This window comes from Mycobacterium sp. GA-0227b, assembly GCF_001499855.1.
Taxonomy (GTDB): domain Bacteria; phylum Actinomycetota; class Actinomycetes; order Mycobacteriales; family Mycobacteriaceae; genus Mycobacterium.
Genome location: NZ_LQIK01000005.1, coordinates 40239 through 65859, shown reverse-complemented (window position 1 = coordinate 65859; position 25621 = coordinate 40239). Strand labels below are relative to the sequence as shown.

Sequence of the window (25621 nt, the reverse complement as noted above, 5' to 3'; positions counted from 1 at the left end):
GATCACGTGGAAGCGCCCGAGCTCGTCGCCCTGTTGCGTGGCCGCCGGGTCGCCGTGCTCACCGGTGCGGGCATCTCCACCGACTCGGGCATCCCCGACTACCGCGGCCCGGACTCGCCGCCGAGCAATCCGATGACCATCCGGCAGTTCACCGGCGACCCGGTGTTCCGCCAGCGCTACTGGGCCCGTAACCACCTCGGCTGGCGCCACATGGACGCCACGCTGCCCAACGCCGGCCACCGAGCCCTCGCCGCGCTGGAAGCCGCGGGCGTGGTGTCGGGGCTGCTTACCCAGAACGTCGACCTGCTGCACACCAAGGCGGGCAGCGGCAACGTCGTCAACCTGCACGGCACCTACGCGCAGGTGATCTGCCTGGACTGCGGGCACACGATGCCGCGGGCCGTGCTCGCCGATCTGCTGGAGGCAGCCAATCCGGGATTCGCCCGGCAGGCCGCTCGATCCGTCGGTGGCATCGCTGTCGCTCCGGACGCCGATGCCGTCGTCCGCGACACCGCGTCGTTCCGCATCGTCGACTGCCCCGAGTGTGGCGGGATGCTCAAACCCGACATCGTCTACTTCGGCGAAAATGTGCCCAAGCACCGTGTCGCGCAAGCATATTCTTTGGTCGACGCGGCAGATGCGCTGCTGGTGGCGGGATCCTCGTTGACGGTGTATTCGGGTTACCGGTTCGTGCGGCACGCCGCGGCGGCGGGCATGCCGATCGCGATCGTCAACCGCGGACCGACTCGCGGCGATGGCTTGGCGACCGTGAAGATCGACAACGGGTGCTCCCCCATGCTGGCGTTGTTGGCCGACGAGCTGCCCGAGGTCGCCACTTCGGCTTGAATGACGGCGTGACGGAAACCACCGACGACGACGCCTCGTGGCTGCGTGCGCTGCTGGACCGGCGGCGGCCCGAACCGGGACCGGTCAACGGCCGGTGGGCGCTGGGCGTCGGGGACATGCTCGCCGAGCACTCGCTGACGCCGGCCAAGTTGCGCTGGCTGGTACGCAAGCTCAACCACTTCGGCGGGGTGGCGATCAGCGAGGACGGTATCGAATTCGACGGCGACACCGTCGAGTGGGCGAAAGTGGAGGAGATCCGCACCCGCAGCCTGATCGAGTACCTGTTCACCGGCGGCGTCGACAAGCAGATCGACAAGCTGCCGCTGCCGTGGTTCCCGTTCCGTCGCAAGGTGCTCGGCGCGATCTCGCGGGCCGCCCTGACGCTGCTACTGGCCGCGGCCAAGCAGCAACTGGAAGGCGGTGCGCTGGAGATCCGGATCCCCGCCGAGGTGCGCTACGACGGCCTGTTGTGGACCCGCGAACTCGCTCCGGGAATGTTCGCCGCGGTGATCCTCGCCGATCCCGCCGTCCGCCAGTGCTTCGAAGCGACCGCCAAGGCCCACGCGGTGTCGGTGACGCCCGCCGAGGACGACGTCATGGAGGACGCCGACGAACGCGCCGAGCAGATCAGGTCGGTGCTCGGCAAGCTGCAGGCCCGCCTTTCTTAGCGATTTCGGTGTCGAAACGATCGCTGACCGACGGTTTGGACACCGAAATCCCTGCTAGATGGCCACCAGGTCGTCGGCGTGTACTGCGGGACGGCGCAGCTCTGGCGGCAGGTCCGACGTCGACCGGCCCAACATGGTGGCAAGTTCGCTGTGGTCGTAAGCCACCACGCCGCGCGCCACCATCGTCGCGTCCTGCGACCGCAACTCGACCACGTCGCCGCCGTAGAAGCGGCCCGACACCGCGGTGATGCCCGCCGGCAGCAGCGACCGCCGCTGACGCACCACCGCCTGCACCGCACCGTCGTCGAGCGTCAGAGCGCCCGCAACCTCGGCGGCGTAGCGCACCCAGAACCGGCGCGCCGACATCCGTTCGGGCCGCGGCGCGAAGACCGTGCCCACCGACGCGTCGGTGAGCGCCGTGGCGGCGTCCGATGCCCCGGCGAGCAGCACCGGCACGCCCGCGTCGGCCGCCAACAGCGCGGACGACAGCTTCGATGCCATGCCACCGGTGCCCAGATGACTGCCGCGGCCGGCGACCACGCCGTCCAGATCCTCCGGACGCGTCACCTCGGAAATGAAGCGGGCGTTGCCCTTTCGAGGATCCGAGTCGTAGAGCCCGTCGATGTCCGACAGCAGTACCAGCGCGTCGGCGCCCACCAGATGGGCCACCAGCGCCGAGAGCCGGTCGTTGTCGCCGAACCGGATCTCGTTGGTGGCCACCGTGTCGTTCTCGTTGACGATCGCGACCGCGTGCAGCGCGCGCAACCTGTCGAGCGTGCGCTGGGCGTTGGTGTGCTGCACCCGCATCGCGATGTCATGCGCGGTCAGCAGCACCTGCCCGACGACGCGATCGTAGCGATCGAACGCCGCGCTCCACGAGTTCACCAGCGCCACCTGCCCGACGCTGGCCGCGGCCTGCTTGGTGGCCAGATCCGTCGGTCGCCTGGACAATTTGAGCGGTTCAATACCCGCCGCGATCGCACCCGAGGACACGATCACCACATCCGAACCCGCCTGCATGCGCTTTTCGATCGCATCGACCATCGTGGCCACTTGGCGCCCGTCGAACACCCCTGACGGCGTGGTGAGCGCGGTGGTGCCGACCTTGACGACGATGCTGCGCGCAGTGCGGATCGCGTCCCGGGTGCTCAGCGGTGCGCTCATCCGGGTTCCCCGCCCGGTCGTCGCCGCTCCCGTCGGGCGGCCTTGCGTTCGGCGGCGCCGACCCGGTCGGTCTGCTCCAGCCGCTGATCGGTGCCGCGACCCGACATCGGCACGTCCACCCCCGCGGGGGTCTGCGGCTCCCAGTCGAAGGTGACGTCTCCGATGGTGACGGCGCAGCCGGGGCGGGCGCCGAGCTTGAACAGCTCCTCCTCGACGCCCAGCCGCGCCAGCCGGTCACCGAGATAACCGACCGCCTCGTCGTTGTCGAAATCGGTTTGGGCAACCCATCGTTCGGGCCGGGTGCCGCGGACGACGAAGCCGCCGTGTCCGTCGGGCTCGACGGTGAACCCGCTCTCGTCCACGGCGACGGGCCGGATGACGGGCCGGCGCGGCACCACCGGGGGTTGCGATTCGCGATAGGCCGACACCATCTCCCACAGCGCGAACGTCAACGGCCGCAACCCTTCCCGGGTCACGGTGGAGACCTCGAAGACCGGCCAGCCGTATCGGCGCGCGATCTCGTCGCGCACGAAGTCGGCCAGCTCGCGCGCATCGGGCACGTCGATCTTGTTGAGCACCACCGCCCGCGGGCGCTCCCCGAGATCACCCAGCGCCGCATCGCCCTGCAGCGTCGGGGTGTAGGCGGCCAATTCGGCTTCCAGGGCGTCGATGTCGGACACCGGGTCGCGTCCCGGTTCCAGCGTCGCGCAGTCCACCACATGGACCAGTACCGCGCAGCGCTCGATGTGGCGCAGGAAGTCCAGGCCGAGACCGCGGCCCTGCGAAGCACCGGGGATCAGGCCGGGCACGTCGGCGACGGTGAACGTGTTCTCACCGGCGGACACCACGCCGAGGTTGGGCGCCAGCGTGGTGAACGGGTAGTCCGCGATTTTCGGTTTGGCCGCCGAGATGACCGACACCAGCGATGACTTGCCCGCGGACGGAAACCCGACCAGTCCGACGTCGGCCACGGTCTTGAGTTCCAGCGTGAGGTCGCGGACCTGCCCCTTTTCGCCGAGCAGCGCGAAGCCGGGGGCCTTGCGGGCACGCGACGCCAGCGCGGCGTTGCCCTGGCCACCGCGGCCGCCGGCGGCGGCTTCGAAGCGGGTGCCGGCACCGACCAGATCGGCCAGCAGTCGACCGTCCTCGTCGAGCACGACCGTGCCGTCGGGGACCTTGACCTCGAGGTCCGCACCTGCGGCTCCGTCCCGGTTGCCGCCCGCGCCTTGCTTGCCGGACGGCGCCACGACATGCGGGTGGAAATGGAAGTCGAGCAGCGTGTGCACCTGCGGATCGACGACCAGCACCACGCTGCCGCCGCGGCCGCCGTTGCCCCCGTCGGGGCCGCCGAGCGGTTTGAATTTCTCGCGGTGGACCGAGGCGCAGCCGTTACCGCCGTTGCCGGCCCGCGCGTGGATCACGACGCGGTCGACGAACCGAGGCATCGGTGATCACTCCTTCGAAGAAACGCCATGGCGGACCGTCAGCTCACGAGACCGCCGCAGCGTTACCTTCGCGAGCTTAAGCCTCTGGTCGGAGAACGCTGACCGTCTTGCGGCCGCGCTTGCTGCCGAATGTGACAGCGCCGGGAGCCGTCGCGAACAGCGTGTCGTCGCCGCCACGGCCGACGTTGGTGCCGGGATGGAAATGAGTACCCCGCTGGCGCACGATGATCTCGCCGGCCTTGACGATCTGGCCGCCGAACCGCTTGACGCCGAGCCGCTGTGCGGCGGAGTCGCGACCGTTACGCGAGCTGGAAGCGCCCTTCTTGTGTGCCATGTCGTCGTCGCTCCTACTTGATGCCGGTGACCTTGAGGACCGTCAGCTGCTGACGGTGTCCCTGCCGCTTGTGATAGCCGGTCTTGTTCTTGAACTTGTGGATGCGGATCTTCGGGCCCTTGGTGTGCTCGAGCACCTCGCCGGTGACCGCGACCTTCTCCAGCGCCTTGGCGTCCGCGGTGACCTTCGCCCCGTCGACGACCAGCGCAACGGGCAGCGAGACGTTGGAGCCGGGCTCGGAATCGAGCTTCTCGACCTTCACCACGTCGCCGACGGCGACCTTGTACTGCTTGCCGCCGGTCTTGACGATTGCGTACGTAACCTTTTCGGCTGCCATCGTCTTGCTACTCCTACGTCGTTCACTGGGCGCGCGCGACTTGCTGCTGCGCATGTCTGGGTTTCCGGATCTCGGAGTGTCGCCGACTCCACTTGGTCCAGAGCCTGGCGACAACTGCTCAAGGCTACTTGAGTCGCCGGACGAGGGTCAAATCACCGCAGGTCACGCGTCGTGGGCGGCGAACGCCACCGGTCAGCCCTCGTGGGCCGGTGGACCCGCGGCCCGAGCGGCCGCCCGGCGCCGATGCCGCCCACCGGAGGCCGTTGTCGCCGTCGATGGGGCCCCGTTCGCGCCGTACCCCTGCGAGTCGTCGTCCGAATCGTCGTCATCCTCGTCCGAATCGTCGTCGGACTCGTCATCGGAATCGTCGTCGTCGGACTCGTCGGAGTCTTCGTCGATGACCTCGATGTCGTCGTCGATGTCGTCCTCATCGTCGTCGGAATCCAGATCGATCTCGTCGTCGTCGGAGTCCTCGTCCGAATCGTCGTCGGAGTCCTCGTCCGAATCGTCGTCCGAGTCCTCGTCCGAGTCGTCGTAATCCTCGTCCTCGAGGTCCTCGTCGTCGGTCTCGGTCACCGCGGCGCGGATGGCCTCCGAATCGGCCGCAGCGACCTCCTCGACGGGCTTCTGCTCCTCGGTCTCGTCCTCGTCCTCGTCGTGACGACCGTTGGCGGCCGCCATCGCCTTGAACATCGGGTGTTCGCCTGCCGGATGCGGCGGCACCTTGGCGACCGCCACATCGTCGGACTTCCCGCCCCGCTTACCCCGCTTACCTCGCCGACCGCCACCGCCGTCGGACTTGCGTCCGGCGCTCGACATGGAGTCAACCGGGTCGCCGTGCAGCACGATCCCCCGCCCGCCGCAGTGGGTGCACGAGGTCGAGAACGCCTCCACCAGACCGGTGCCGAGCCGCTTGCGCGTCAACTGCACGAGGCCCAAGGAGGTCACCTCGGAGACCTGGTGTCGGGTGCGGTCCCGGGCCAGCGCTTCGGTCAGCCTGCGCAGCACCAGGTCGCGGTTCGACTCGAGCACCATGTCGATGAAGTCGATGACGACGATGCCGCCGATGTCACGCAACCGCAGTTGGCGCACGATCTCCTCGGCCGCCTCGAGGTTGTTGCGCGTGACGGTCTGTTCGAGGTTGCCGCCGGAGCCGGTGAACTTGCCGGTGTTGACGTCGATGACGGTCATCGCCTCGGTGCGGTCGATGACCAGCGTGCCGCCCGACGGCAACCACACCTTGCGGTCCATCGCCTTGGTGAGCTGCTCGTCGATGCGGTGCACCGCGAACACGTCGGGACCGTCGGGTGACACGGGCTCGTACTTCGTCAGGCGCGGAAGCAGTTCCGGCGCAACGGAATTCACGTATTCGTTGATGGTGTTCCAGGCCTCGTCGCCGGACACTGTCAAGCCGGTGAAGTCCTCGTTGAACAGGTCGCGGATCACCTTGACCAGCACATCGGGCTCTTCATAGAGAGCGACTGCCGCGCCGGCCTTCTTCGCGGTGATCTCCGCGGCCTTGGCCTCGATCTCCGCCCACCGCTTGGCGAGGCGTTCGACGTCGTTGCGGATGTCTTCTTCCTTCACGCCCTCCGACGCGGTGCGGATGATCACCCCGGCGTCGGGCGGCACGACCTCCCGCAGAATCTCCTTGAGCCGCTGACGCTCGGTGTCGGGCAGCTTGCGGCTGATGCCGGTCGACGAGGCTCCCGGCACGTAGACCAGATAGCGGCCGGCCAACGACACCTGCGTCGTCAGCCGGGCGCCCTTGTGGCCGACCGGGTCCTTGCTGACCTGCACGACGACGTAGTCGCCCGGCTTGAGGGCCTGCTCGATCTTGCGGTTCTGCCCGCCGAGGCCAGCGGCCTCCCAGTTCACCTCGCCGGCGTAGAGCACACCGTTGCGGCCGCGGCCGATGTCGACGAACGCCGCCTCCATCGACGGCAGCACGTTCTGCACGATGCCGAGGTAGATGTTGCCGACCAGGCTGGCCGAAGCCGCCGACGTAACGAAGTGCTCCACCACGACGCCGTCTTCGAGCACGGCGATCTGGGTGTAGCGGGCGCCTTCGTGAGGCGGTTCGGTGCGGACCTTGTCGCGGACGACCATCATCCGCTCGACGGCCTCGCGCCGGGCCAGGAACTCGGCTTCGCTCAGGATCGGCGGGCGGCGCCTGCCGGCGTCGCGGCCGTCGCGCCTGCGCTGCCGCTTGGCCTCCAGCCGGGTCGATCCGCTGATGCCCTGGATCTCGCCGTCGCCACTTTGGCCGGACTTGTCGCCCCTCGCGGACTTCCGCGGCTCACGCTCGTGGACGACGGTGTTGGGCGGGTCGTCGGGCGACGTGCCTCCGTCGCTGTCGTCCCCTGAGCCGGATTTGCGGCGGCGTCGGCGGCGGCGGCGGCGGGTGGCACCGTCGGCGCCGGCGTTCTCGTCGTCACCGGACTCGTCATCTGAGTCGTCCGAGTCGTCGCTGTCCTGCTCGCCGCCCTGGTCGTTGTCGCTGTCGGAGTCGGCGTCGTCGCCGTTCTGCTCGCCGCGGCCGCGGCCCCGCCCGGGCCGGCCCCGGCGACGACGCCGTCCGGATGGCCGTTCGGACTGGTCATCGTCGGTGTCCTGGCCGTCGTCGCTGTCGTCGTCCTCGTCATCGTCGTCGGCGGCGTCAGCGTCGTAGTCGAACCGGACGGGTTGCGGCGCCACGAACAGCGGAAGGTAGTCGGCGTGCTCCTGGGGGCTCGCCGCGGACGCTTCCGAGGTCAATTGGGATTCGGGCTGGTCACCGTCGGAAGGAGGCCCGGCCGCGTCGGCGGTTTCGGTCGCCGACTCCTCCGGCTGGCTGTCCTCCGCGTGTCGCGTGTCTTCTGAAAGGTCTTCGGTTGGGGCATCTTCGGCCACGTATTCTCCTTAAGCCCCCGGGCGCGTCTCGATCGACGCGGCCACGCGAGGGCTTCCGCTATTGACCCGGGTGACTTCGCCCGGGCTTGTTGTGGTCTCGCTCCGGGCGGTCCACTGGTGAACCATCCCGGTGCCGGTCTGAATGATGGCTGGACGGTCGGCGCCGCATCACGCGTGGCGATGGTCGCGCACGTCTAAGTCTTCATTCGGGCGTCCGGCCCCGGTTGATGGCCGGCTACCCGAGCCAAGTATCCCACATCACGCCAACCCGCCTGACCAGGCTGTGCGAGCTGGGCCCCGATCTTGCTACGTGTCGGGGAACCAGAGTTCGATCTCGCGGGCCGCCGACTCCGCCGAATCCGAACCGTGCACCAGGTTGTCCTGGGTGATCAGGGCCAGATCACCGCGGATGGTGCCCGGCGTGGCCTTCTCTACCGGATCGGTTCCGCCGGCGATCTGCCGGAACGCCGCGATCGCGCGCGGCCCCTCGACGATCGCCGCCACGACCGGGCCGGACGTGATGAAGTCGAGCAGCGACCCGAAGAACGGCTTGCCTTCGTGCTCGGCGTAGTGCCGGCGCGCCAGGTCGTCGCCGACGGTCACGAGTTGCAGCGCGGCGATGGACAGGCCCTTGCGTTCGATTCGGCCGAGAATCTCGCCGACGAGGCGTCGTCTGACGCCGTCGGGCTTGATCAACACGAGGGTCCGCTCAGTCGGCTCAGTCACGGCCGACAGAATAACTGCCGAACACTACTCGGGAGGACGCTGCTGCTGTCCCGGCAGAAGGCCACGCTTCTGCCTGCGCAGCACCTCGGCGCGCAGATAGGCGATCACGAGCCAGACCACCAGGAACACGACACCGATGAAGCCGATCGCGCCGTGCACGACGACGCCGGCGATCAGCACCACCTGCATGAACAGGTTCACCCAGATGGCCCATGGTCTGCCCTGCACACCGGCCAGCAGCACCAACACCACCGCCAGCCCGACGAGGTAGCCGCCGCTGACCACGGTCAGGCCGCCGCCGACCCGTCCGACCACCGGCAGTGCCAGCAGCACCACGATGGCTTCCAGTATCAGCGTGCCCGCCATCACGCCACGGAAGCTCCGCCACGGGTCCGGAGCCGCGGAGCCGGCGGCATCGGGATCGGGTTGCGGCTGGGGCGCAGGGTCGGTCACTGCGGGTCCTTTCCGAACAGCGTGCGCGCCGCTCCGGCGGTGACCACCGAGCCGGTGATCACCATCCCGGCGCCGCCGAACAGTTCGCCCTCGTCACTGGCATCCTCGACGATCGCGGTGGCGGTCTCGATCGCGTCGGGCAGCGTGGCGGCGGTGACCACCCGTTCGGGGCCGAACCTCTCCTCGGCCCGCACCGCCAGCGCCTCGACGTCGAGCGCGCGGGGGGATCCGTTGTGGGTGATGACGATCTGGTCGAACGCCGGCTCCAGCGCTGCCAGGATGCCGTCGACGTCCTTGTCGCCCATCACCGAAACGACGCCGACGAGGAAGCGGAAGTCGAACTCCTCCTGCAGCGCCTGCGCCAGCGCCGCAGCACCCGCCGGATTATGGGCGGCATCAATGAAAACCGTTGGTGCGCTGCGCATCCGCTCCAGTCGCCCCGGACTGGTCACCGCGGCGAAGCCCGCCCGGACCGCGTCCACGTCGAGTTGGCGTTCTGCGCCGGCGCCGAAGAACGCCTCGACGGCCGCCAGCGCCAGCACTGCGTTGTGCGCCTGGTGTTCGCCGTGCAGCGGCAGGAAGATGTCGGAGTAGCGGCCGCCGAGTCCCTGCAATTCGAGCAGCTGCCCGCCGACCGCGACCTGCCTGCCCAGCACCGCGAACTCGGAGTCCTCACGTGCGACGGCCGCATCCGCGCGCACCACCTGGGCCAACAGCACCTCCATCGCTTCGGGCGCCTGACGGCCGATCACCGCAACAGTGTCGGTCGGAACGAGGTCGTCGTCCTGCTTGGTGATGATTCCGGCCTTCTCCGCGGCGATCTCGGCGATGGTGTCGCCGAGGTATTCGGCATGGTCCACCCCGATCGGGGTGATGACCGCGACGGGCGCGTTGACGACGTTCGTCGCGTCCCAGCGCCCACCGAGGCCCACCTCGACGACGGCGACGTCGATCGGCGCGTCGGCGAACGCGGCGAACGCCATCGCGGTCACCACTTCGAACTTGCTCAATGGCGGGCCCTCCCCCCCGAGGAGCCCCGCTTCGGACTGCTGATCGACCAGTTGCACGAACGGTTCGATCTCGCGGTAGGTCTGCACATACAGCGCCGGGCTGATCGGCTTGCCGTCGATCGAGATCCGCTCGACGGCGGACTGCAGGTGCGGGCTGGTGGTCCGCCCGGTGCGACGGTGCAGCGCGGTCAGCAGGGCGTCGACCATCCGTGCCACCGAGGTCTTGCCGTTGGTGCCCGCGATGTGGATGGATGGGTAGCCACGCTGCGGCGAGCCGAGCAGTTCCAGCAGCGCCGAGATGCGGGTCGTGCTCGGCTCGAGTTTGGTTTCGGGCCAGCGCTGGTCGAGCAGGTGCTCGACCTGGAGAAGCGCTGCGATTTCGTCCGGCGTCGGAACCGGCTCAGTCATGGGAGGCCGGCCAGCCGAGCCGTGATGCGGTCGACCTCTTCCCGCGCCAGCTGCTGACGGTCGCGGATCTTCTCGACGACGTCGGCGGGCGCCTTGGCGAGGAACGCCTCGTTTCCGAGTTTGCCTGTGGTGCTGGCCAATTCCTTTTGCGCGCCCGCCAGATCCTTCTCGAGCCGACGCCGCTCGGCGGCCAGGTCCACCGTGCCCGACGTGTCCACTTCGACGGTCACGGTGCCGCGGGACAGCCGCACCTCGATTGCTGCGGTCGGGTGGAATCCATCGCCGTCGGCGGTCAGCCAGGCAAGCGACCGGACCGCGGGCACCTGTGCCCGCAGGTCCGCGCCGGCGATGTCGGACAACCGCGCCGGCACCTTCTGCCGGTCGCCCAGGCCCTGGTCGCTGCGGAAGCGACGCACCTCGGTGATCAGCTTCTGCATATCGTCGATCCGCTGCCCGGCAACCGAATCCAGCTCGAAACCGGAAGGCGTCGGCCAGTCGGCGATCACCAGCGACTCACCCCCGGTCAGGGTCTTCCACAGCACCTCGGTGACGAACGGCATCACCGGATGCAGCAGCTTGAGCAGGGTGTCGAGCACGGCCGCCAACACCGCGGTCGTGTGGCCGACACTGCTTTCTTGCTGGGACGCTAGCTGCACCTTGGCCAGCTCCACGTACCAGTCGCAGAACTCGTCCCAGGCGAAGTGGTAGAGCGACTCACATGCGCGGTTGAACTCGTACGCCTCGAACGCCGAATCCACCTCGGCGCGAACCTGTTCCATTCGGCCGAGGATCCACCGGTCGGCGTCGGTCAGTTCGCCGACGTCCGGCAGCGGTGCGGGCGCGGCGCCGTTCATCAGAGCGAAGCGGGTCGCGTTGAACAGCTTGGTGGCGAAGTTGCGCGACGCGCGGGCGTGGTCCTCACCGATGGAGAGGTCGCCGCCGGGGCTGGCGCCCCGCGCCAACGTGAACCGCAACGCGTCGGCGCCGAAGAGCTCCACCCAGTCCAGAGGGTCGATGCCGTTGCCGCGCGACTTGCTCATCTTGCGGCCGTGCTCGTCGCGGATCAGGCCGTGCAGGAAGACGTTCTGGAACGGGACCTGCGGGCCACGCTGACCGTTCAGCGTGATCGCCCGATCGTCGGACACGAATGTTCCGAACATCATCATCCGCGCCACCCAGAAGAACAGGATGTCGTAGCCGGTCACCAGGACGGTGGTCGGATAGAACTTGGCGAGGTCGGCGGTGTGCTCGGGCCACCCCATCGTGGAGAACGGCCACAGCGCCGAGCTGAACCAGGTGTCGAGCACGTCGGGGTCCTGCTCCCAGCCCTGCGGCGGTGTCTCGTCCGGGCCGACGCACACCGTCTCGCCGTTGGGTCCGTGCCAGATCGGGATGCGGTGGCCCCACCACAACTGCCGGGAGATGCACCAGTCGTGCATGTTGTCAACCCACGCGAACCAGCGCGGTTCGAGGCTGGACGGGTGGATCACGGTGTCGCCGTTGCGAACCGCGTCGCCGGCCGCCTTGGCCAGCGCGTCGACCTTGACCCACCACTGCAACGACAGCCGGGGCTCGATCGGCTCACCACTGCGCTCGGAGTGCCCGACGCTGTGCACGTACGGCCTCTTCTCGGCGACGATACGGCCCTCACGCGCCAGCGCTTCGCGCACCTTGACGCGCGCCTCGAAGCGGTCCTGGCCGTCGAATTCCGTTTCGGTGCCGGTGATTCGGCCCTTGGTGTCCATGATCGACGGCATCGGCAGCGCATGCCGCAGGCCGATCTCGAAGTCGTTCGGGTCGTGCGCGGGGGTGACTTTGACCGCGCCGGTGCCGAATTCGGGGTCGACGTGCTCGTCGGCGACGATCACGATCTCGCGGTCGATGAACGGGTGTGGCAGCGTCTTGCCGACCAGGTCGCGGTAGCGCTCGTCGTCGGGGTGCACGGCGATCGCGGTGTCGCCCAGCATTGTCTCGACGCGGGTGGTGGCGACCACGATGTGCGGTTCGTCATCGTTGAGTGAGCCGTAGCGGAACGACACCAGCTCGCCCTCGATGTCGTCGTATTTGACCTCGAGGTCGGAGATCGCGGTCTCGAGCACCGGCGACCAGTTGACCAGTCGCTCAGCCTGGTAGATGAGGCCGGCGTCGTAGAGGCGCTTGAAGATGGTGCGCACCGCGCGCGACAGGCCGTCGTCCATGGTGAACCGGTCACGGCTCCAGTCCACGCCGTCGCCGAGGCGACGCATCTGTGCGCCGATCGTGCCGCCGGATTCCCGCTTCCAGTCCCAGACCTTGTCGACGAACAGCTCGCGGCCGAAATCCTCCTTGGTCTTGCCGTCGACGGCGAGTTGCTTCTCCACGACCGTCTGGGTGGCGATGCCGGCGTGGTCCATGCCCGGCAGCCACAGCACCTCGTAGCCCTGCATCCGCTTGCGCCGGCACAGCGCGTCCATCAGCGTGTGGTCCAGCGCGTGCCCCATGTGCAGATTGCCGGTCACGTTCGGCGGGGGCAGCACGATGGAGTAGGCGGGCTTGCTGCTGGCCGCGTCGGCGGTGAAGTAGCCGGCCCTGACCCAGCCCTCGTAGATGTCGCTCTCCACCTCGCCCGGGTTCCAGGACTTGGGCAGAGCGGTCACCGGCGAGGTGCCGGAATCGGAACGAGCGCTGGCGGTCACCCCGCAATTCTAGGGAGACGGCGCGAGGTCGAGCTCACGCGGTGTGAACTGCCTACCTCTTGCCGCCGAGCAACCCGCCGAGGATGTCGCCGAGTCCGCCACCCTTGCCGCCGCCACCGCCGAGCACACTGCCCAGAATGCTGCCGAGCGGATTGTTCCCGCCGCCCGCGCCGCCGGCGCCACCGAGGATGCTGCCCAGCACGTCGCCCAGGCCGCCGCCGGATTGCGCCGCGGGCTCCTGCGCCTGGGGCTGGGCCGGGGTGGTCCCGCCGGACAGTTGCTTGCCGATGTATGCGAGCACGATCGGGGCCAGGATCGGCAGCAGCTTCTGGATCAGGTCGCTGTTGCTTGCGCCGCCGCCGGCCAGCGCCGACGCGACCGCATTGCTGTCGTTGCCGCCGAAGATCTTCGCGACGTACTGGTCGCCTCGGTTGGCGTCGACCGCGTCGACGTTGACCCCGCCGTCAAGCAGGTCGCTGCTGCCCTCCTGAGCAACAGCTGACTCGAGGTCGCCGGAGTCGATCTCGTTGGCTTGGACGTTCTCCGCCACACCACCGACGAGCGCCGGTACCAGCGTGCGAATCGCGTTGTTCACTTCGCCTTCATCGGCGCCGACCTTCTTCGCGATGTCCTGCACCGGAATTTGAGCGAACAGTTCGTCGAGTCCAGCCATTGCATGTCCACCTTCGTTGCTGGGATGTCGCCGGGAATTGCACAACCGCGGTGACGACACTAATGCAATGGATCGTGATTGACAGCGGTTCGGGTAGTCCCGATCAGTTGAGCCGGGTGGTCTCGAATATCACTCCGGCCCCGGGGAATCGAGCCAACAATGCGTCGCCCATCGCCGACGCCGGGGTCAGTACACCGCGCAGATCCGAGAGGCGATCCCTGTCGAGCGCGAGGGCCAGCCCGCTCTCGCCCAGCATGACCGAAGTCGACTTGTATGCCGGGTCGCCCTGTTGCGCCATGGTGGCCCGGTAGCGTGCGCCGGCGGTCGTGGTGGTGTACGTCTCGACGGTGTAGTGGCCCTGTTCGCGGGATTGTTCGCTGGGCCCCGTGCCCGGCTTCGGCATGATGCGTTCGACGAGTTTGTCCGGCACCTTGTCGAAGAACCGGTTGCCCAGCGCCAACGTTGCGGCGTTGCCACCGGCGGCCAGCGCCGCGGCCACCGGCGCGAGCACCGAGCGACCCACGCTCTGCTGCTCGCCGTACTCCAGCCGGCGTCCGTACGCGTAGTCCAGTAAAGCGTTGCTGCGTCGGACGATCCTAGTGTTCACCGGCGCCATGATGAACGGTCCGAGCCAGTACCCGTCGAGCTCGGGCGCGACCTCGCGGCCGCGCCGCCACCGCACGTCGGGCTGTGCGCCGAGTTCAGGTTCGGCACTGCGATTGGGTGACAGGGTGTACGGATCGTCCAACGCTCGCCTCACCTCGGGGTCGGTCGAGGCAACGCGCATCACTTCCATTATCGACGCCAGGGTGCCGCCCGAGACGCCGCCGACGAACTCCCGCACGACGAAGTTGGTGTCGGTCAGCTCGCCGGCATTGTCCTTCTCCGCCTGCCGATACAACGCGAACACGCTGAGATCCGAAGGGACGGAGTCGAATCCACACGAGTGCACGATCCGGGCGCCCGTGTCGATCGCCTGTTCGTGGTACAGGCGGATGCTGTCGCGAACGAAGTTCGCTTCACCGGTGAGGTCGGCGTAGTCGGTGCCCGCGGCCCCGCACGCGCCCACCAGCGGCAGCCCATACTTCGCGTAGGGGCCGACGGTCGTCACCACCACCTGCGTCCGTGCCGCCATTGCGCTCAATGTCGAGGGCTGCGACGCGTCGGCCGCGATCAGCTCCCAGGATTGTGCGGATTCGCCCAGTGTCTCGCGCACCGCGAGCAGCTTGTCGGGTGACCGGCCGGCCAGCGCGACCCGCGCGTTCGCACCCGCCTTCGCCAGATACTGAGCGGTCAGCTTTCCGACGTATCCGGTGGCGCCGTAGAGGACGATGTCGAATTCCCGCTCCGATGTGCTCATGTGCGCGACGCTACCGACACGCGGGAATGGGTGCGGCTGGCGGCCCCGACATCAGCGGGGCCGCCGGCCGATACAGGTTCCTCGGTCAAGGCACCTCACGGAGCTTCGACGGTGATGCCATCCCCCTCGGTCGCAACGGCGGTGAGGCCATCGCCGTTGACGGTGGCGGTGTTATTGTCGCCGTCGCCGGAGCTGGCAACGCTGCCGTCACCATTCACCGTCGAGGTGTTGTTGTCGCCCTCACCTGCCCCAGACGCACTGCCGTCACCGCGAGTGATGGCGGTGTTGTTGTCGCCGTCGCCGGCCCCGGCCGTGCTTCCATCACCGTGGACGGCGACGGTGTTGTTGTCACCATCGCCGACGCCGGCACTGCTTCCATCACCCTTGACGGTGGCGGTGTTGTTGTCGCCTTCGCCGGCGCCGGCGGCGCTGCCATCGCCGATCACGGTGGTGGTGTTTCCGTCGCCTTCACCGGCCACGGCCAATCCGTCGTCGCCGACCACGGTCGCGGTGTTGCCGTCACCCAAGCCAGCCTGGGCCACTCCCCTATCGCCATTCACCGTCGCGGTGTTGCCATCACCCAAACCGGCCAGAGCACTACTGTCCTCACCGACGACGCGTGCGGTGTTGCCGTCGCCGTAGCTGACGCCATCCCTGGATGTGCTTGCGGAGCTGTTGTCGCCGTTGACGATTGCCCTGTTGCGGTTACCGCCGACCGCGGTGGCGGAGCTGTCGTCGCCGTGCGCGATCGCTACCGATCCTGTCCCGTCGGATGTGGCAGTCGCAGTGCCTTTCTGCACTCGTGTTTCGCCATTGGTCGAGACGCTGACATCGGGCCCCTTGGCGGAACCGGTGTCCGAGGGTTCCGCGGATGCCACCCATGGCGTCGCGGCGACGGCGGCCCCGACGCCCATCGCGATTGCGAACGCCCCGAGTCGGCCGGCATACCGGCCATACGGCGCCGGGCGAGTGATCGATTCGTACGGGCTCTGGTCATAGTTGTTGGGGTTGTGTTTCGTCATGGCGCCCGACCGTAACGGCAACCAATTCCGTTGTGGGGCCTACGTTTGCGGCGCTGCTCAGTTGCGACGTAGTGGAACGATGGCGTACCGCTCACAGTGCACACATCGGCCCGATGTGTCATCTTTGCAGGTCGAATCCGTTGCGCAGGCAGAATATTGACGCGCGGACAGCCGCAACTCGTTGCCAACCACTATCTTCGGGCTGGACAAAAAACGAAACTCGAAGACGGCCTACCCGAGGGTCTCGGGCACCTCGACGTCCTCGCCCAGCACGTGGCGGGCCAAAAACCCGGTCACCACCTGATACCAGATCTTGGCGTGTTGCGGGGTGAGCACCCAGTGATTCTCCGACGGGAAGTACAGGAACCGGTGCGGGCTGTCGCCGTCGTCGTCGGCGGGCAGCGCAGAGTGGGTCAGCAACTCGTACCACAGCCGTAGTGCTTCGCCGATCGGCACGCGATAGTCCTTGTCGCCGTGGATCACCAGCATCGGCGTGCGGATTTCCTCGACATGGTGGTGCGGCGAGTTGTTCTGTGCCATCTCCCGGGTCATCTCACGCAGCCAGTAGTACGACGAGTCGGTGGTGGCGCCGAACTGATCCAGCGCCCAGAGGCTGGCGTGGGTGACGATCGCGTCGAACCTATCGGTGTGACCGGCAACCCAGTTGGCCATGTAGCCGCCGAAGGATCCGCCCATCGCCGCCGTGCGGTCGGCGTCGATGCGGGGATGCGCGCACGCCGCGTCGGTCGCCGCCATCAGGTCGTCGAACGGGGCGCCGCCCCATGCTCCCCAGCCGCGTTGGATGAACCGCTGGCCGTACCCGGTGGACAGCCCGGGATCCGGCAGCAGCACCGCGTATCCCCGCGCGGCGAGCAGCCACGGGTTCCATCGCCATGACCAGGCGTTCCAGCTGCTCAGCGGGCCGCCGTGAATCCACAGCAGCAACGGCGCCTCGCCGTCGCCGGGGGGTAGCACCAGCCACGAGCGCAGCCGGGTGCCGTCGTCGGCCGTCGCCTCGAGCTCGCTCAGCGTGCCCGGCAGCGACGGCAACGTCACGCAGGGCAATTCGGTGACCGCGCCGTCGGGATCGATGCGCACGGGGTGCGGCGGCGCGGCGTATGAGCTTCGCAACGCGAACATCACCCCATCCGGTGCGGTCACGACGTCGGAGTAGCAATAGTCGTCGAACGTCACCTGCGTCACCGCGCCATCGGCGACGTCGACGCGAAACACCGGCGAGCGACCGTTCTGATCGGCGGTCACGATCACCGTCGAGCCGTCACGCGACCATGTCGCCGATGCGGGCCACCGATCCCAGTCGGCCGCGAGTACGGCGGGTTCACCGCCGAAGCGCAGGCAGCCCAACGTGATTCGCGGCGCCGTCTCGGGTGTGGAAAACGTCTCGCGAAGATAGACGACCGTCGAACCGTCCGGTGACACCGCAGGGCGCCACACGTCCGCGTCCAGTTCGTCCACCAGCACGGTGCGCTCACCACTGTCCAGGTCGATACGCACGAGCACCGAGTGCCGAGACGCTCCCGGCGCCGGCCGCTGCCACGTCGTCACAAGGAAGCGCCCGTCAGAACTGACGTCGAACTCCGAGTCGCGCAGCGCGCCTCCCGGGCCGGCGGTCAGGTCGCGCACGTGATCACCGTTGGGGTCGCCGGCCAGCTCGACGCCGAGCAGGTGCGGTTCTGCCGGCCCGAGATCGGAGTCCCAGTGCCGGATGGGATAGCCGGCGTGCAGGATCGCGGTGATCTTGTTGTCCTTGCGCAGATCCCGCAACCGGCGGTCGTCTTCGACGGTGCGCGCGGAGGGCATCAGCGGTGACCGCACCACGGCGACGTCGGCCTCGCGGGCGGGGCGCACCGCCTCGACACCACCGGGCAGCGAGAGCGCCTCCACCGCCTCGCCGCCTGCTGCCGGTAGCCGCCACAGCGCGGCAGGCGGCTTGTCGTCGTCGGCCGTCGGCCGCACGGCGACGAACAGCAGATCGCCGTCGGCGGCGAAGGCCGGCGCCGACTCGCCCTTGGCCCCGCGCGTCAACCGGCGCGCCGGTTGCACACCCGCCGGGTCGAGTTCCCATACGGCGCTGACGTATTCGGTTCTCTTGTCGTCGAGTTCCGCGACGGTGGTCACGAGCCGAGACCCGTCGGGTGAGAGCGCCAGCCCCGACACCCGTGGCAGGGCGACGTACTCGTCGAGGTCGTCGAAGGGCGTGGAGAACGGGGAGGCCGTGGCGCCAGGGGTCGTCGCGGTCATCCCCCGTTCGTAGCACACCGACCGGGTCGAGCCGTGGCAGCGGCCACGACCGCGGCACAGGCTACGTTCGACGAATGCCAAAGCGAATCGTGGTGATCGGCGCGGGTATCGCCGGACTGGCGACCGCCGTCGCGCTGCAACAACGCGGGCACGACGTCACGTTGATCGAGGAGCGCACCGACGCGTCGTCGGGCGCCGGGATCAGCATCTGGCCGAACGCGTTGGCGGCACTCGACGACCTCGGCCTCGGCGACCCGGTGCGCGAGGCCGGTGGCAGCGTGACCGCGGGCGCAGCGCGCTGGCGGGACGGCACCTGGCTGCGACGGCCCGCACCGGCGCGCATCGTCACAGCGCTCGGCGAGCCGCTGGTCGTCATCCGGCGTTCGGCGTTGACCTCGATACTCGCGGCCGCGCTCCCCGAGGGCACGCTGCGCGCCGGACTGGCCGCGGACGCGCTGGCGGTGACCGCCGACGGGGTGCGGGTCACGCTGGCGGACAACACGGTGCTGGAGGCCGACGCGGTCGTCGGGGCGGACGGGACCCATTCGATGGTGGCGCGCCACCTCAACGGGCCGCTGCGCAACAGGTACGTCGGCTACACGGCGTGGCGCGGCGTGGCGCAGTGCCGAATCGACCCCGATCTCGCCGGCGAGACGCTCGGCCCCGCGGTCGAGTTCGGCCACGTGCCCCTCGGCGCGCACAACACGTATTGGTTCGCCACCGAACGTCTGCCCGAAGGACACACCGCGCCGCAGGGTGAGTTGGCTTATCTCCGGGAGCGGTTCGCCTCCTGGGCGCAGCCGATCCCCGAGATCCTGGCCACCACGGAGCCCACCGCCGTATTGCGCAATGACCTGTATGACCGCGACGAGGCGCGACAGTGGGCGCGGGGTCCGGTCGTGGCGGTCGGCGACGCCGCGCATCCCATGCGGCCGCATCTCGGACAGGGCGGCTGCCAAGGCCTGGAAGACGCCGCGATCCTCGCGAGGTTCCTCGACGGCGACGAGGACACCGCGTCGGCATTCGCACGGTTCGTGGCGTTCCGCCGTCCGCGGGTCCGGTCGCTGGTGCGCGAGTCGCGATTGATCGGCCGTGTGATGAACCTGCCGCCGTTGCTCAGCGAGCTGGCCGCCCGCGCGACCGTGCTGGGACCCGAGACGCTCGTGGCCCGGCACCTGGCCGCCGTGGCGGCGCGGTCGGCGTTCACCCTGCCGACCGACTGCGGTCTGGCTGGGGCTTGACCCCGCGGTTCAGCGGGCGAGCGTCCCGATCGGGTTGAGCAGGGCCGAACACATCTGACGCGGGTTGACGAACCCGAACAGGCCGCTGGACGGCATCGCCGCGCAGCCGGTCGACGCGGCCGCCGTGGTCCGTGCGGTCGGCGCCGACGGATTGGTCCACACGGCGGGTGTCGCGCCGCGAGGGCCACACTTGGGCCACGCCTTGAGCCCCTGGGTCCGCAGGACGTTCTCTGCGACGCGGATCTGCTCGGCGCGCGACGCCGTCGCCGGGTTGCCGACGCCACCGTTGGCAGTCCACGTCGCCTGCTTGAACTGCAGGCCACCGTAGTGACCGTTGCCGGTGTTGATTCCCCAGTTCCCGCCGGATTCGCACTCGGCGATCGCGTCCCAGTTCACCGAGTCGGCGCTGGCGGTGGCCAGCGAAGCCTCTGACAGCGCCATCGGCACGACCGCGAGAGCTCCCGAGATCGCGGTGGCCCACAGGCCCTTGATTACTGCGGTACGAATGTTCATCACTGCGGTCCTTCCCCGACCGTTTGACACAAGGCCCGCATCTGAGAACCCCTCGATCTCCGCTGCGGTCATCCGGTCTGTCGGGTGATGAACGTCACGTGTTACGGAAGGGTCGAAAGTTTTAATCGTTACTTATCTGGTGTAAGAGCCCTCTGAGAAAGAAGAGGCGGTGCCGGGAGGTCCCGGCACCGCCTGTTCTTGTCGACGATCGGCTGGTCAGCCGTTGCCGCCACAGGACGGCCAAGCGCCGATCCCCTGCGACTGCAGCACGTTCTCGGCGACGCGAATCTGCTCCTCACGGCTCGCGTTGTGAGGAGAGCCGCTGCCGCCGTTGGCCCGCCAGGTCCCCATGGTGAACTGCAGGCCGCCGTAGTAGCCATTACCGGTGTTGATGGACCAGTTGCCACCCGACTCGCACGCCGCGATGGCGTCCCAGTCCACACCGCTGTCCGCATTGGCAGTGCCCGTGGCCAGTGCCATCGGCGCCAACGCGAGCGCACCGGCAAAGGTCGCCAGGCCAAATGTCTTGCGGATGTTCTTCAACGTCAATCCTTTCGCCACGCGCGCACCAACACACCCGCGCAAAGCGCACGGGTGGACATGCCTGGCATCCAGGCAGGGAGTTGGGCCGCACCGTCTCGGTCAGGTGCGACAGCGGGAGGCCAGAAGAGCCTCACCGGGCATCAGCGCCGGTGGCCGATGGAGGTCGCGACGCCTCCGACAGCCCCACTCACACGCAGGTTCGTGGTTTTGAAATTATTTGCTCCGGGTAGAGCCGTTTGGGACCGTACAAACCGATCCGGCGAAAGTCATATTCGCGACGAGCGTGTCGCGGGGAGATCACGGACTGATCACGACGCGGCCGCCTTTTCGTTATCGCAGGTCATAGCGGGCTTTGCCGAAGCTGCCGAGCACCGCTTACCGCGGCTGCGCGTGAGCCATCTCACGGGCTGTTTGTGAGCTGGACCACGTTCACGACACCGCTGACATGGGTCGAAACGTTCAGTGCGAACGCACAAATCGTAATGACATGCTGTTGAATGGCGGTGTTGGCAGACCGGTTCGCTGGCCTGCCCACCACCGACATCATCGAAATGTCATGCACCTCAGGTGCTCTCGATGTCGCTCGTTTGCAATAACATGTTCGTAGAGCGTTGTGCGTCAATCGCGGTCAGCCGCAATTGCACTGGCCGCCAGTGTGTTTCACCTGGACATGTCCGAGGTTCAGCCGCCGGCACAGCGCACCCGTCGCCGCGGCGCCAGGTTCGGAACGGTCGCCGATGCCTGCAGGCGGGACGTCGGAATCCCTTTTGGGGCCGTCAGCGCGGAAAAACGTGCCCCAGGTCGCTTGAATTAGGCCCGGCGATGCTCAAGCCCTACCTGAGAGTCCTTGCCGGGCATAGGCATTCGGAAGGGCGTCGGTCGGCATCGGCTGAGTTCATTCGCTCGGTATCCATGCGCAAAACGCGCGGTATATCACGGCTGCAGGCCGACTAATTCACTGCCGGGAATTCCGCATGGGAATTTCAGAATTATGCGCAATTTATAATTCGAATTTGCTAGGCGATTTTCTCGCCGCGCATCGCGGCGAGGTCGGCGGCCGTGTTGACGTTGGTCAGGGCCGCTTGTTCGGGCAGCACGATCCGCTGCGTGTCGACTGTCTCGACCAGTGCACGCATGCTGCGCTCACCTGCGGCCACCAACTCCGCGACACGGCCGGCCAGTGCAGTTCGGTAGACGCCGGCCAGGTAATGGTCGCGACCGTCCCACGGAAGCACCACGTCCGCGCCGAGACGCTCAGCCGGTCCGGCAAGTTCGTCGATCAGTTCGACGGTCAGCAGCGGCATGTCGACCGCGGCGACGAACGCCAGGGCCGACCCTGCCTCGGCGGCCGCCCGCAACCCTCGCCCGGTGGCCAACAGCGGCCCCACCCCACGCACCTCGTCGCGCAAAACCTCGGCGTCGAGCGCGGGCAGCGCCTGCCCGGGCGCCGCGATGACGAAGACCGGCGCACAGCGCGGCTTGAGAATGTCGACCATCCGCTCGACGAGCGTGCTTCCTTCGTACGGCAGCGTGGCCTTGTCGCGGCCCATGCGGCGGGAAGCCCCGCCCGCCAGGATCACCGCGGCCAACGGAACGTCGGTCGTCATGACCGTGACGTTAGTCGACAGTCCAGGTGTCTTTGCCGCGAAGCAGTGACTGAAGCGCGGTCGTGTCGTGCGCCTTCTCGTTACGCGCTGCGACGACCTGCTGGCGCGCGGCGTCGTCGTAGGTCGGCTTGCTCACCTGCCGGAAGATGCCCATCACCATGTGCTCGAGGTTCTGCTCGCTCAACCGCGACAGCGCGAACGCGTACGCCGGGTCCTCGAGATTGGCGTCGTGGACCACGATCTCCTCGGCCGACACATCGGCGGTCTTGGCGATTTCCAGGCCGTAGCCGGACTTCACCACGCAGTACTCGCCGTCGGCGCCGAAGGTGATCGGCTCGCCGTGCGTGAGGCTGATCAGCCGCTCCTCGGCGCCTTCCTTGCGCAGCGCGTCGAAGGAGCCGTCGTTGAAGATCGGGCAGTCCTGCAGGATCTCGACGAGCGCGGCGCCGCGGTGCGCGGCCGCCGCGCGCAACACCTCGGACAGGCCCTTGCGGTCGGAGTCCAGCGCCCGGCCGACGAACGTTGCGTCGGCGCCGAGCGCCAGCGACACCGGGTTGAACGGGTAGTCGAGTGAGCCCATCGGGGTCGACTTGGTGACCTTGCCGACCTCCGAGGTCGGTGAGTACTGACCTTTGGTCAGCCCGTAGATCCGGTTGTTGAACAGCAGGATCGTGATGTTGATGTTGCGGCGCAGCGCGTGGATCAGGTGGTTGCCGCCGATCGAGAGCGCGTCGCCGTCACCGGTGACGACCCACACCGACAGGTCCTCACGCGCCAGCGCCAGACCGGTGGCGATCGTCGGGGCCCGACCGTGGATGGAGTGAAACCCGTAGGTCTCCAGGTAGTAGGGGAAACGGCTCGAGCACCCGATGCCGCTGACGAACGCGATGTTCTCGCGCCGCAGCCCCAGTTCGGGCAAGAAGTTACGGATGGTGTTGAGGATGACGTAGTCGCCGCAGCCCGGGCACCACCGGACCTCCTGGTCGCTGGTGAAGTCCTTGGACTTCTGCGGCTGGTCGGTGGTCGGCACCCGGCTGGTGCCTGCCGTCAACCCGAGATCACTACCGATCAGGTCAGTCATGCGCTTGCTCCCACACCAGTCGCACCGATCTCGACGGTCGCCGCCGCCAACCGTGCGAACTTGGCCTTGTCACTTTCCTTCTCACCCAACGTCCCGTCCAACGCGGCGTCGATGATGCCTTCGACCTCGTCGGCCAGGAACGCCATACCTTCCACTTTGGTCACTGACTGCACGTCGACCAGGTACCGGCCGCGCAGCAGCAGCGCGAGCTGGCCGAGGTTCATCTCCGGACACACGACGTTCGGATAGCGCCGCAGCACCTCGCCGAGGTTCGCCGGGAACGGGTTGAGGTTGCGCAGATGCGCCTGGGCGACCTTGATGCCCTTGCGCCGCGCGCGCCGGCATGCCTCGCCGATCGGCCCGAAGCTGCTGCCCCAGCCGATCATCAGCAACTCCGCGTCACCGGTCGGGTCGTCGACCTCGAGGTCGGGAACCGCGACGCCGTCGATCTTGGCCTGCCGCAACCGGACCATCAGATCGTGGTTCTTCGGCTCGTAGGAGATGTTGCCCGAACCGTTGGCCGCTTCGAGTCCGCCGATCCGGTGCTCCAGGCCGGGCGTGCCGGGGATGGCGAACTGCCGGGCCAGGGTCTCTGGGTCGCGGGCGTAGGGCTGGAAGGGCTCGTCGGGCCTGGCGAAGGTGTGCTCGATGGGCTCGTAGCCGCTGACGTCCGGAATGCGCCATGGCTCAGAGCCGTTGGCGATCGCGCCGTCGGACAGGATGACCACCGGCGTGTGGTAGTTCACCGCAATGCGGGCAGCCTCGACAGCCACGTCGAAGCAGTCCGAAGGCGACCGGGGCGCGACCACCGCAACCGGCGACTCGCCGTTGCGGCCGTACATCACTTGAAGCAGGTCGGCCTGCTCGGTCTTGGTGGGCAGGCCCGTCGACGGGCCGCCGCGCTGGACGTCGATGATGATCAGCGGCAGCTCGGTCATCACGGCCAGCCCGATCGCCTCCGACTTCAGCGAGATACCGGGGCCAGAGGTGCTGGTGACGCCCAGTGCCCCGCCGTAGGAGGCGCCGATGGCCGCGCCGATGCCGGCGATCTCGTCCTCGGCCTGGAAGGTCAGCACGTTGAAGTTCTTGTGCTTGGACAGCTCGTGCAGGATGTCCGACGCGGGGGTGATCGGGTAGGTCCCGAGCACGACCTGCAGATCAGCCAGCTGCCCGGCGGTGACGATGCCGTAGGCCAGCGCGGTGTTGCCGGAAATCTGGCGGTACTCACCGGTTTTCAGTTTGGCGGGCGCGACCTCGTAGGTGCTGGCGAACGCCTCGGTGGTTTCGCCGTAGTTCCAGCCGGCCTTGAGTGCCAGCACGTTGGCCTCGGCGACGTCGGGTTTGCGGGCGAACTTCTCCCGGATGAACGCCTCGCTATGCCGCAGTTCGCGGCCGTACATCCACGACAGTAGACCGAGCGCGAACATGTTCTTCGCGCGCTGACCGTCCTTCTTCGAGGCGCCGATCGACTCGACCGCGCCCAGCGTCAACGTGGTCATCGGGACGGCCTGTACGACGTAGTCGGACAGCTCGTCGCTCTCCAGCGGGTTGCCCTCGTAGCCGACCTTGGCGAGGTTGCGCTTGGTGAACTCGTCGGAGTTGGCGATGATCAGGCCGCCTCGGGGCAGATCCGAGACGTTGGCCTTCAGCGCGGCGGGATTCATCGCAACGAGCACGTCGGGCCGGTCCCCGGCGGTGAGGATGTCGTAGTCGGCGATCTGGATCTGGAACGACGACACCCCGGGCAGCGTGCCCTGCGGTGCGCGGATCTCGGCGGGGTAGTTGGGCTGTGTGGCCAGGTCGTTACCGAACAACGCGGCCTCGGACGTGAACCGGTCACCGGTGAGCTGCATGCCGTCGCCCGAGTCGCCGGCGAAGCGGATGACGACCTTCTCGAGCTTCTGCCGGGGTCCCGCAGTCCCGGGGCTGACGGCGTTGTCTTTCGCTGCCACGAAGCCTGCCTCCCACGCTGTCTTGGCGATGCCCTCCGAGTCGCAGTCGGGCCGACGCGCCGCCGGAAAACGCCACCAAAGTTTTTATGTCACTGCCAGTACCGATTATTGCACTTCTCTTAGGCAGCCCTTCACCGGACTCGCGGACGGCGCGTCGCTTCCGTGGAGGTGAACACACAGCTCATGCGGTGTGTTGACGGTACCGATGAGACAGAACTGTGTTGTTCGTCACGTTCACGAGACAACGTTTTCTAAGGAAATGGTTACCGATCAGTAGCTGACAGCTAGCAGGGTCGACGCGTCAGCTGTCGGCGGGGCCGGCTGGGGATTCCGCTCGGCGCTCGTGCCAGCGCAGCTTCAACAACAGCAGATGTTGGTGCGCGCGGAATCCAGCCGACAGCGGATCACG

The 25621-nt window shown here is 68.0% G+C and carries 19 protein-coding genes and 2 pseudogenes; 3 read left to right on the top strand and 18 right to left on the bottom strand.

The genetic code is table 11. The annotated features are described in order from the left end of the window. Positions 1–6: 6 nt before the first annotated feature. Complete coding sequence (locus AU185_RS06260) at positions 7–846, top strand: NAD-dependent protein deacetylase (RefSeq protein WP_059102388.1); 840 nt, start codon at positions 7–9, stop codon at positions 844–846. An 8-nt stretch (positions 847–854) separates the two neighbouring features. Further along, positions 855–1514: a hypothetical protein gene (locus tag AU185_RS06255; protein ID WP_231740463.1), complete on the top strand. Its 660-nt coding sequence runs from the start codon at positions 855–857 to the stop codon at positions 1512–1514. Between the two features lie 54 nt (positions 1515–1568). Here the strand turns inward: AU185_RS06255 and proB are convergent, their stop codons facing one another. The 13 genes from proB to AU185_RS06190 form a co-directional block, all read right to left on the bottom strand. After that, complete coding sequence (proB, locus tag AU185_RS06250; protein WP_059102387.1) at positions 1569–2678, bottom strand: glutamate 5-kinase; 1110 nt, start codon at positions 2676–2678, stop codon at positions 1569–1571. Then, the gene (gene obgE / locus AU185_RS06245; RefSeq protein ID WP_059102386.1) at positions 2675–4123 is read right to left on the bottom strand and encodes a GTPase ObgE; all 1449 of its coding nucleotides are present in this window, start codon (positions 4121–4123) and stop codon (positions 2675–2677) included. The genes proB and obgE overlap by 4 nt, the downstream gene beginning before the upstream one ends. A gap of 76 nt (positions 4124–4199) precedes the next feature. Beyond that, complete coding sequence (rpmA, locus tag AU185_RS06240) at positions 4200–4457, bottom strand: 50S ribosomal protein L27 (protein ID WP_059102385.1); 258 nt, start codon at positions 4455–4457, stop codon at positions 4200–4202. A 13-nt stretch (positions 4458–4470) separates the two neighbouring features. After that, a complete protein-coding gene (rplU, locus tag AU185_RS06235) occupies positions 4471–4794 on the bottom strand; it encodes a 50S ribosomal protein L21 (RefSeq protein ID WP_059102384.1) in 324 nt (107 codons plus the stop codon). Between the two features lie 192 nt (positions 4795–4986). Further along, positions 4987–7686, bottom strand: coding sequence for a ribonuclease E (gene rne, locus AU185_RS06230; RefSeq protein WP_059156948.1), 2700 nt, complete (start codon positions 7684–7686; stop codon positions 4987–4989). 306 nt (positions 7687–7992) lie between these two features. After that, entirely contained in the window at positions 7993–8412 is a 420-nt protein-coding gene (ndk, locus tag AU185_RS06225; RefSeq protein WP_156425422.1) for a nucleoside-diphosphate kinase, read from the bottom strand. A gap of 24 nt (positions 8413–8436) precedes the next feature. After that, positions 8437–8778, bottom strand: a complete 342-nt coding sequence (locus AU185_RS06220) for a DUF4233 domain-containing protein (RefSeq protein WP_082683772.1) — start codon at positions 8776–8778, stop codon at positions 8437–8439. Positions 8779–8861: 83 nt separating this feature from the next. Then, the gene (folC, locus tag AU185_RS06215) at positions 8862–10283 is read right to left on the bottom strand and encodes a bifunctional tetrahydrofolate synthase/dihydrofolate synthase (protein WP_059102380.1); all 1422 of its coding nucleotides are present in this window, start codon (positions 10281–10283) and stop codon (positions 8862–8864) included. After that, positions 10280–12958, bottom strand: a complete 2679-nt coding sequence (locus AU185_RS06210; RefSeq protein ID WP_197413468.1) for a valine--tRNA ligase — start codon at positions 12956–12958, stop codon at positions 10280–10282. The genes folC and AU185_RS06210 overlap by 4 nt, the downstream gene beginning before the upstream one ends. Positions 12959–13010: 52 nt before the next feature. After that, positions 13011–13631, bottom strand: a complete 621-nt coding sequence (locus AU185_RS06205; RefSeq protein WP_059102379.1) for a DUF937 domain-containing protein — start codon at positions 13629–13631, stop codon at positions 13011–13013. Between the two features lie 103 nt (positions 13632–13734). Next, the gene (locus AU185_RS06200) at positions 13735–14991 is read right to left on the bottom strand and encodes a saccharopine dehydrogenase family protein (protein WP_059102378.1); all 1257 of its coding nucleotides are present in this window, start codon (positions 14989–14991) and stop codon (positions 13735–13737) included. Between the two features lie 95 nt (positions 14992–15086). Then, entirely contained in the window at positions 15087–15905 is an 819-nt protein-coding gene (locus AU185_RS06195; RefSeq protein WP_156425421.1) for a hypothetical protein, read from the bottom strand. 339 nt (positions 15906–16244) lie between these two features. Continuing rightward, positions 16245–18275, bottom strand: a complete 2031-nt coding sequence (locus tag AU185_RS06190) for a S9 family peptidase (RefSeq protein ID WP_059102376.1) — start codon at positions 18273–18275, stop codon at positions 16245–16247. Positions 18276–18349: 74 nt separating this feature from the next. Here AU185_RS06190 and AU185_RS06185 point away from each other — a divergent pair, with 74 nt between their 5' ends. Beyond that, the gene (locus AU185_RS06185) at positions 18350–19516 is read left to right on the top strand and encodes an FAD-dependent oxidoreductase (protein ID WP_059102375.1); all 1167 of its coding nucleotides are present in this window, start codon (positions 18350–18352) and stop codon (positions 19514–19516) included. 174 nt (positions 19517–19690) lie between these two features. Here the strand turns inward: AU185_RS06185 and AU185_RS25525 are convergent. From AU185_RS25525 to AU185_RS06160, 5 genes and pseudogenes are all read right to left on the bottom strand, one after another. Next, a pseudogene (locus AU185_RS25525) lies at positions 19691–19921 on the bottom strand (transglycosylase family protein); the annotation flags it as partial. Between the two features lie 324 nt (positions 19922–20245). Next, positions 20246–20470: pseudogene (locus AU185_RS06175) on the bottom strand (transglycosylase family protein); the annotation flags it as partial. A 1118-nt stretch (positions 20471–21588) separates the two neighbouring features. Further along, the gene (gene mobA / locus AU185_RS06170) at positions 21589–22179 is read right to left on the bottom strand and encodes a molybdenum cofactor guanylyltransferase (protein ID WP_082683764.1); all 591 of its coding nucleotides are present in this window, start codon (positions 22177–22179) and stop codon (positions 21589–21591) included. Between the two features lie 10 nt (positions 22180–22189). Beyond that, complete coding sequence (locus AU185_RS06165) at positions 22190–23260, bottom strand: 2-oxoacid:ferredoxin oxidoreductase subunit beta (protein WP_059102373.1); 1071 nt, start codon at positions 23258–23260, stop codon at positions 22190–22192. Further along, positions 23257–25242 (bottom strand): 2-oxoacid:acceptor oxidoreductase subunit alpha, encoded by a 1986-nt coding sequence (locus tag AU185_RS06160; protein WP_502687728.1) that lies wholly within the window; start codon positions 25240–25242, stop codon positions 23257–23259. Before AU185_RS06160 ends, AU185_RS06165 begins: the two co-directional genes overlap by 4 nt. Between the last annotated feature and the right edge of the window lie 379 nt (positions 25243–25621).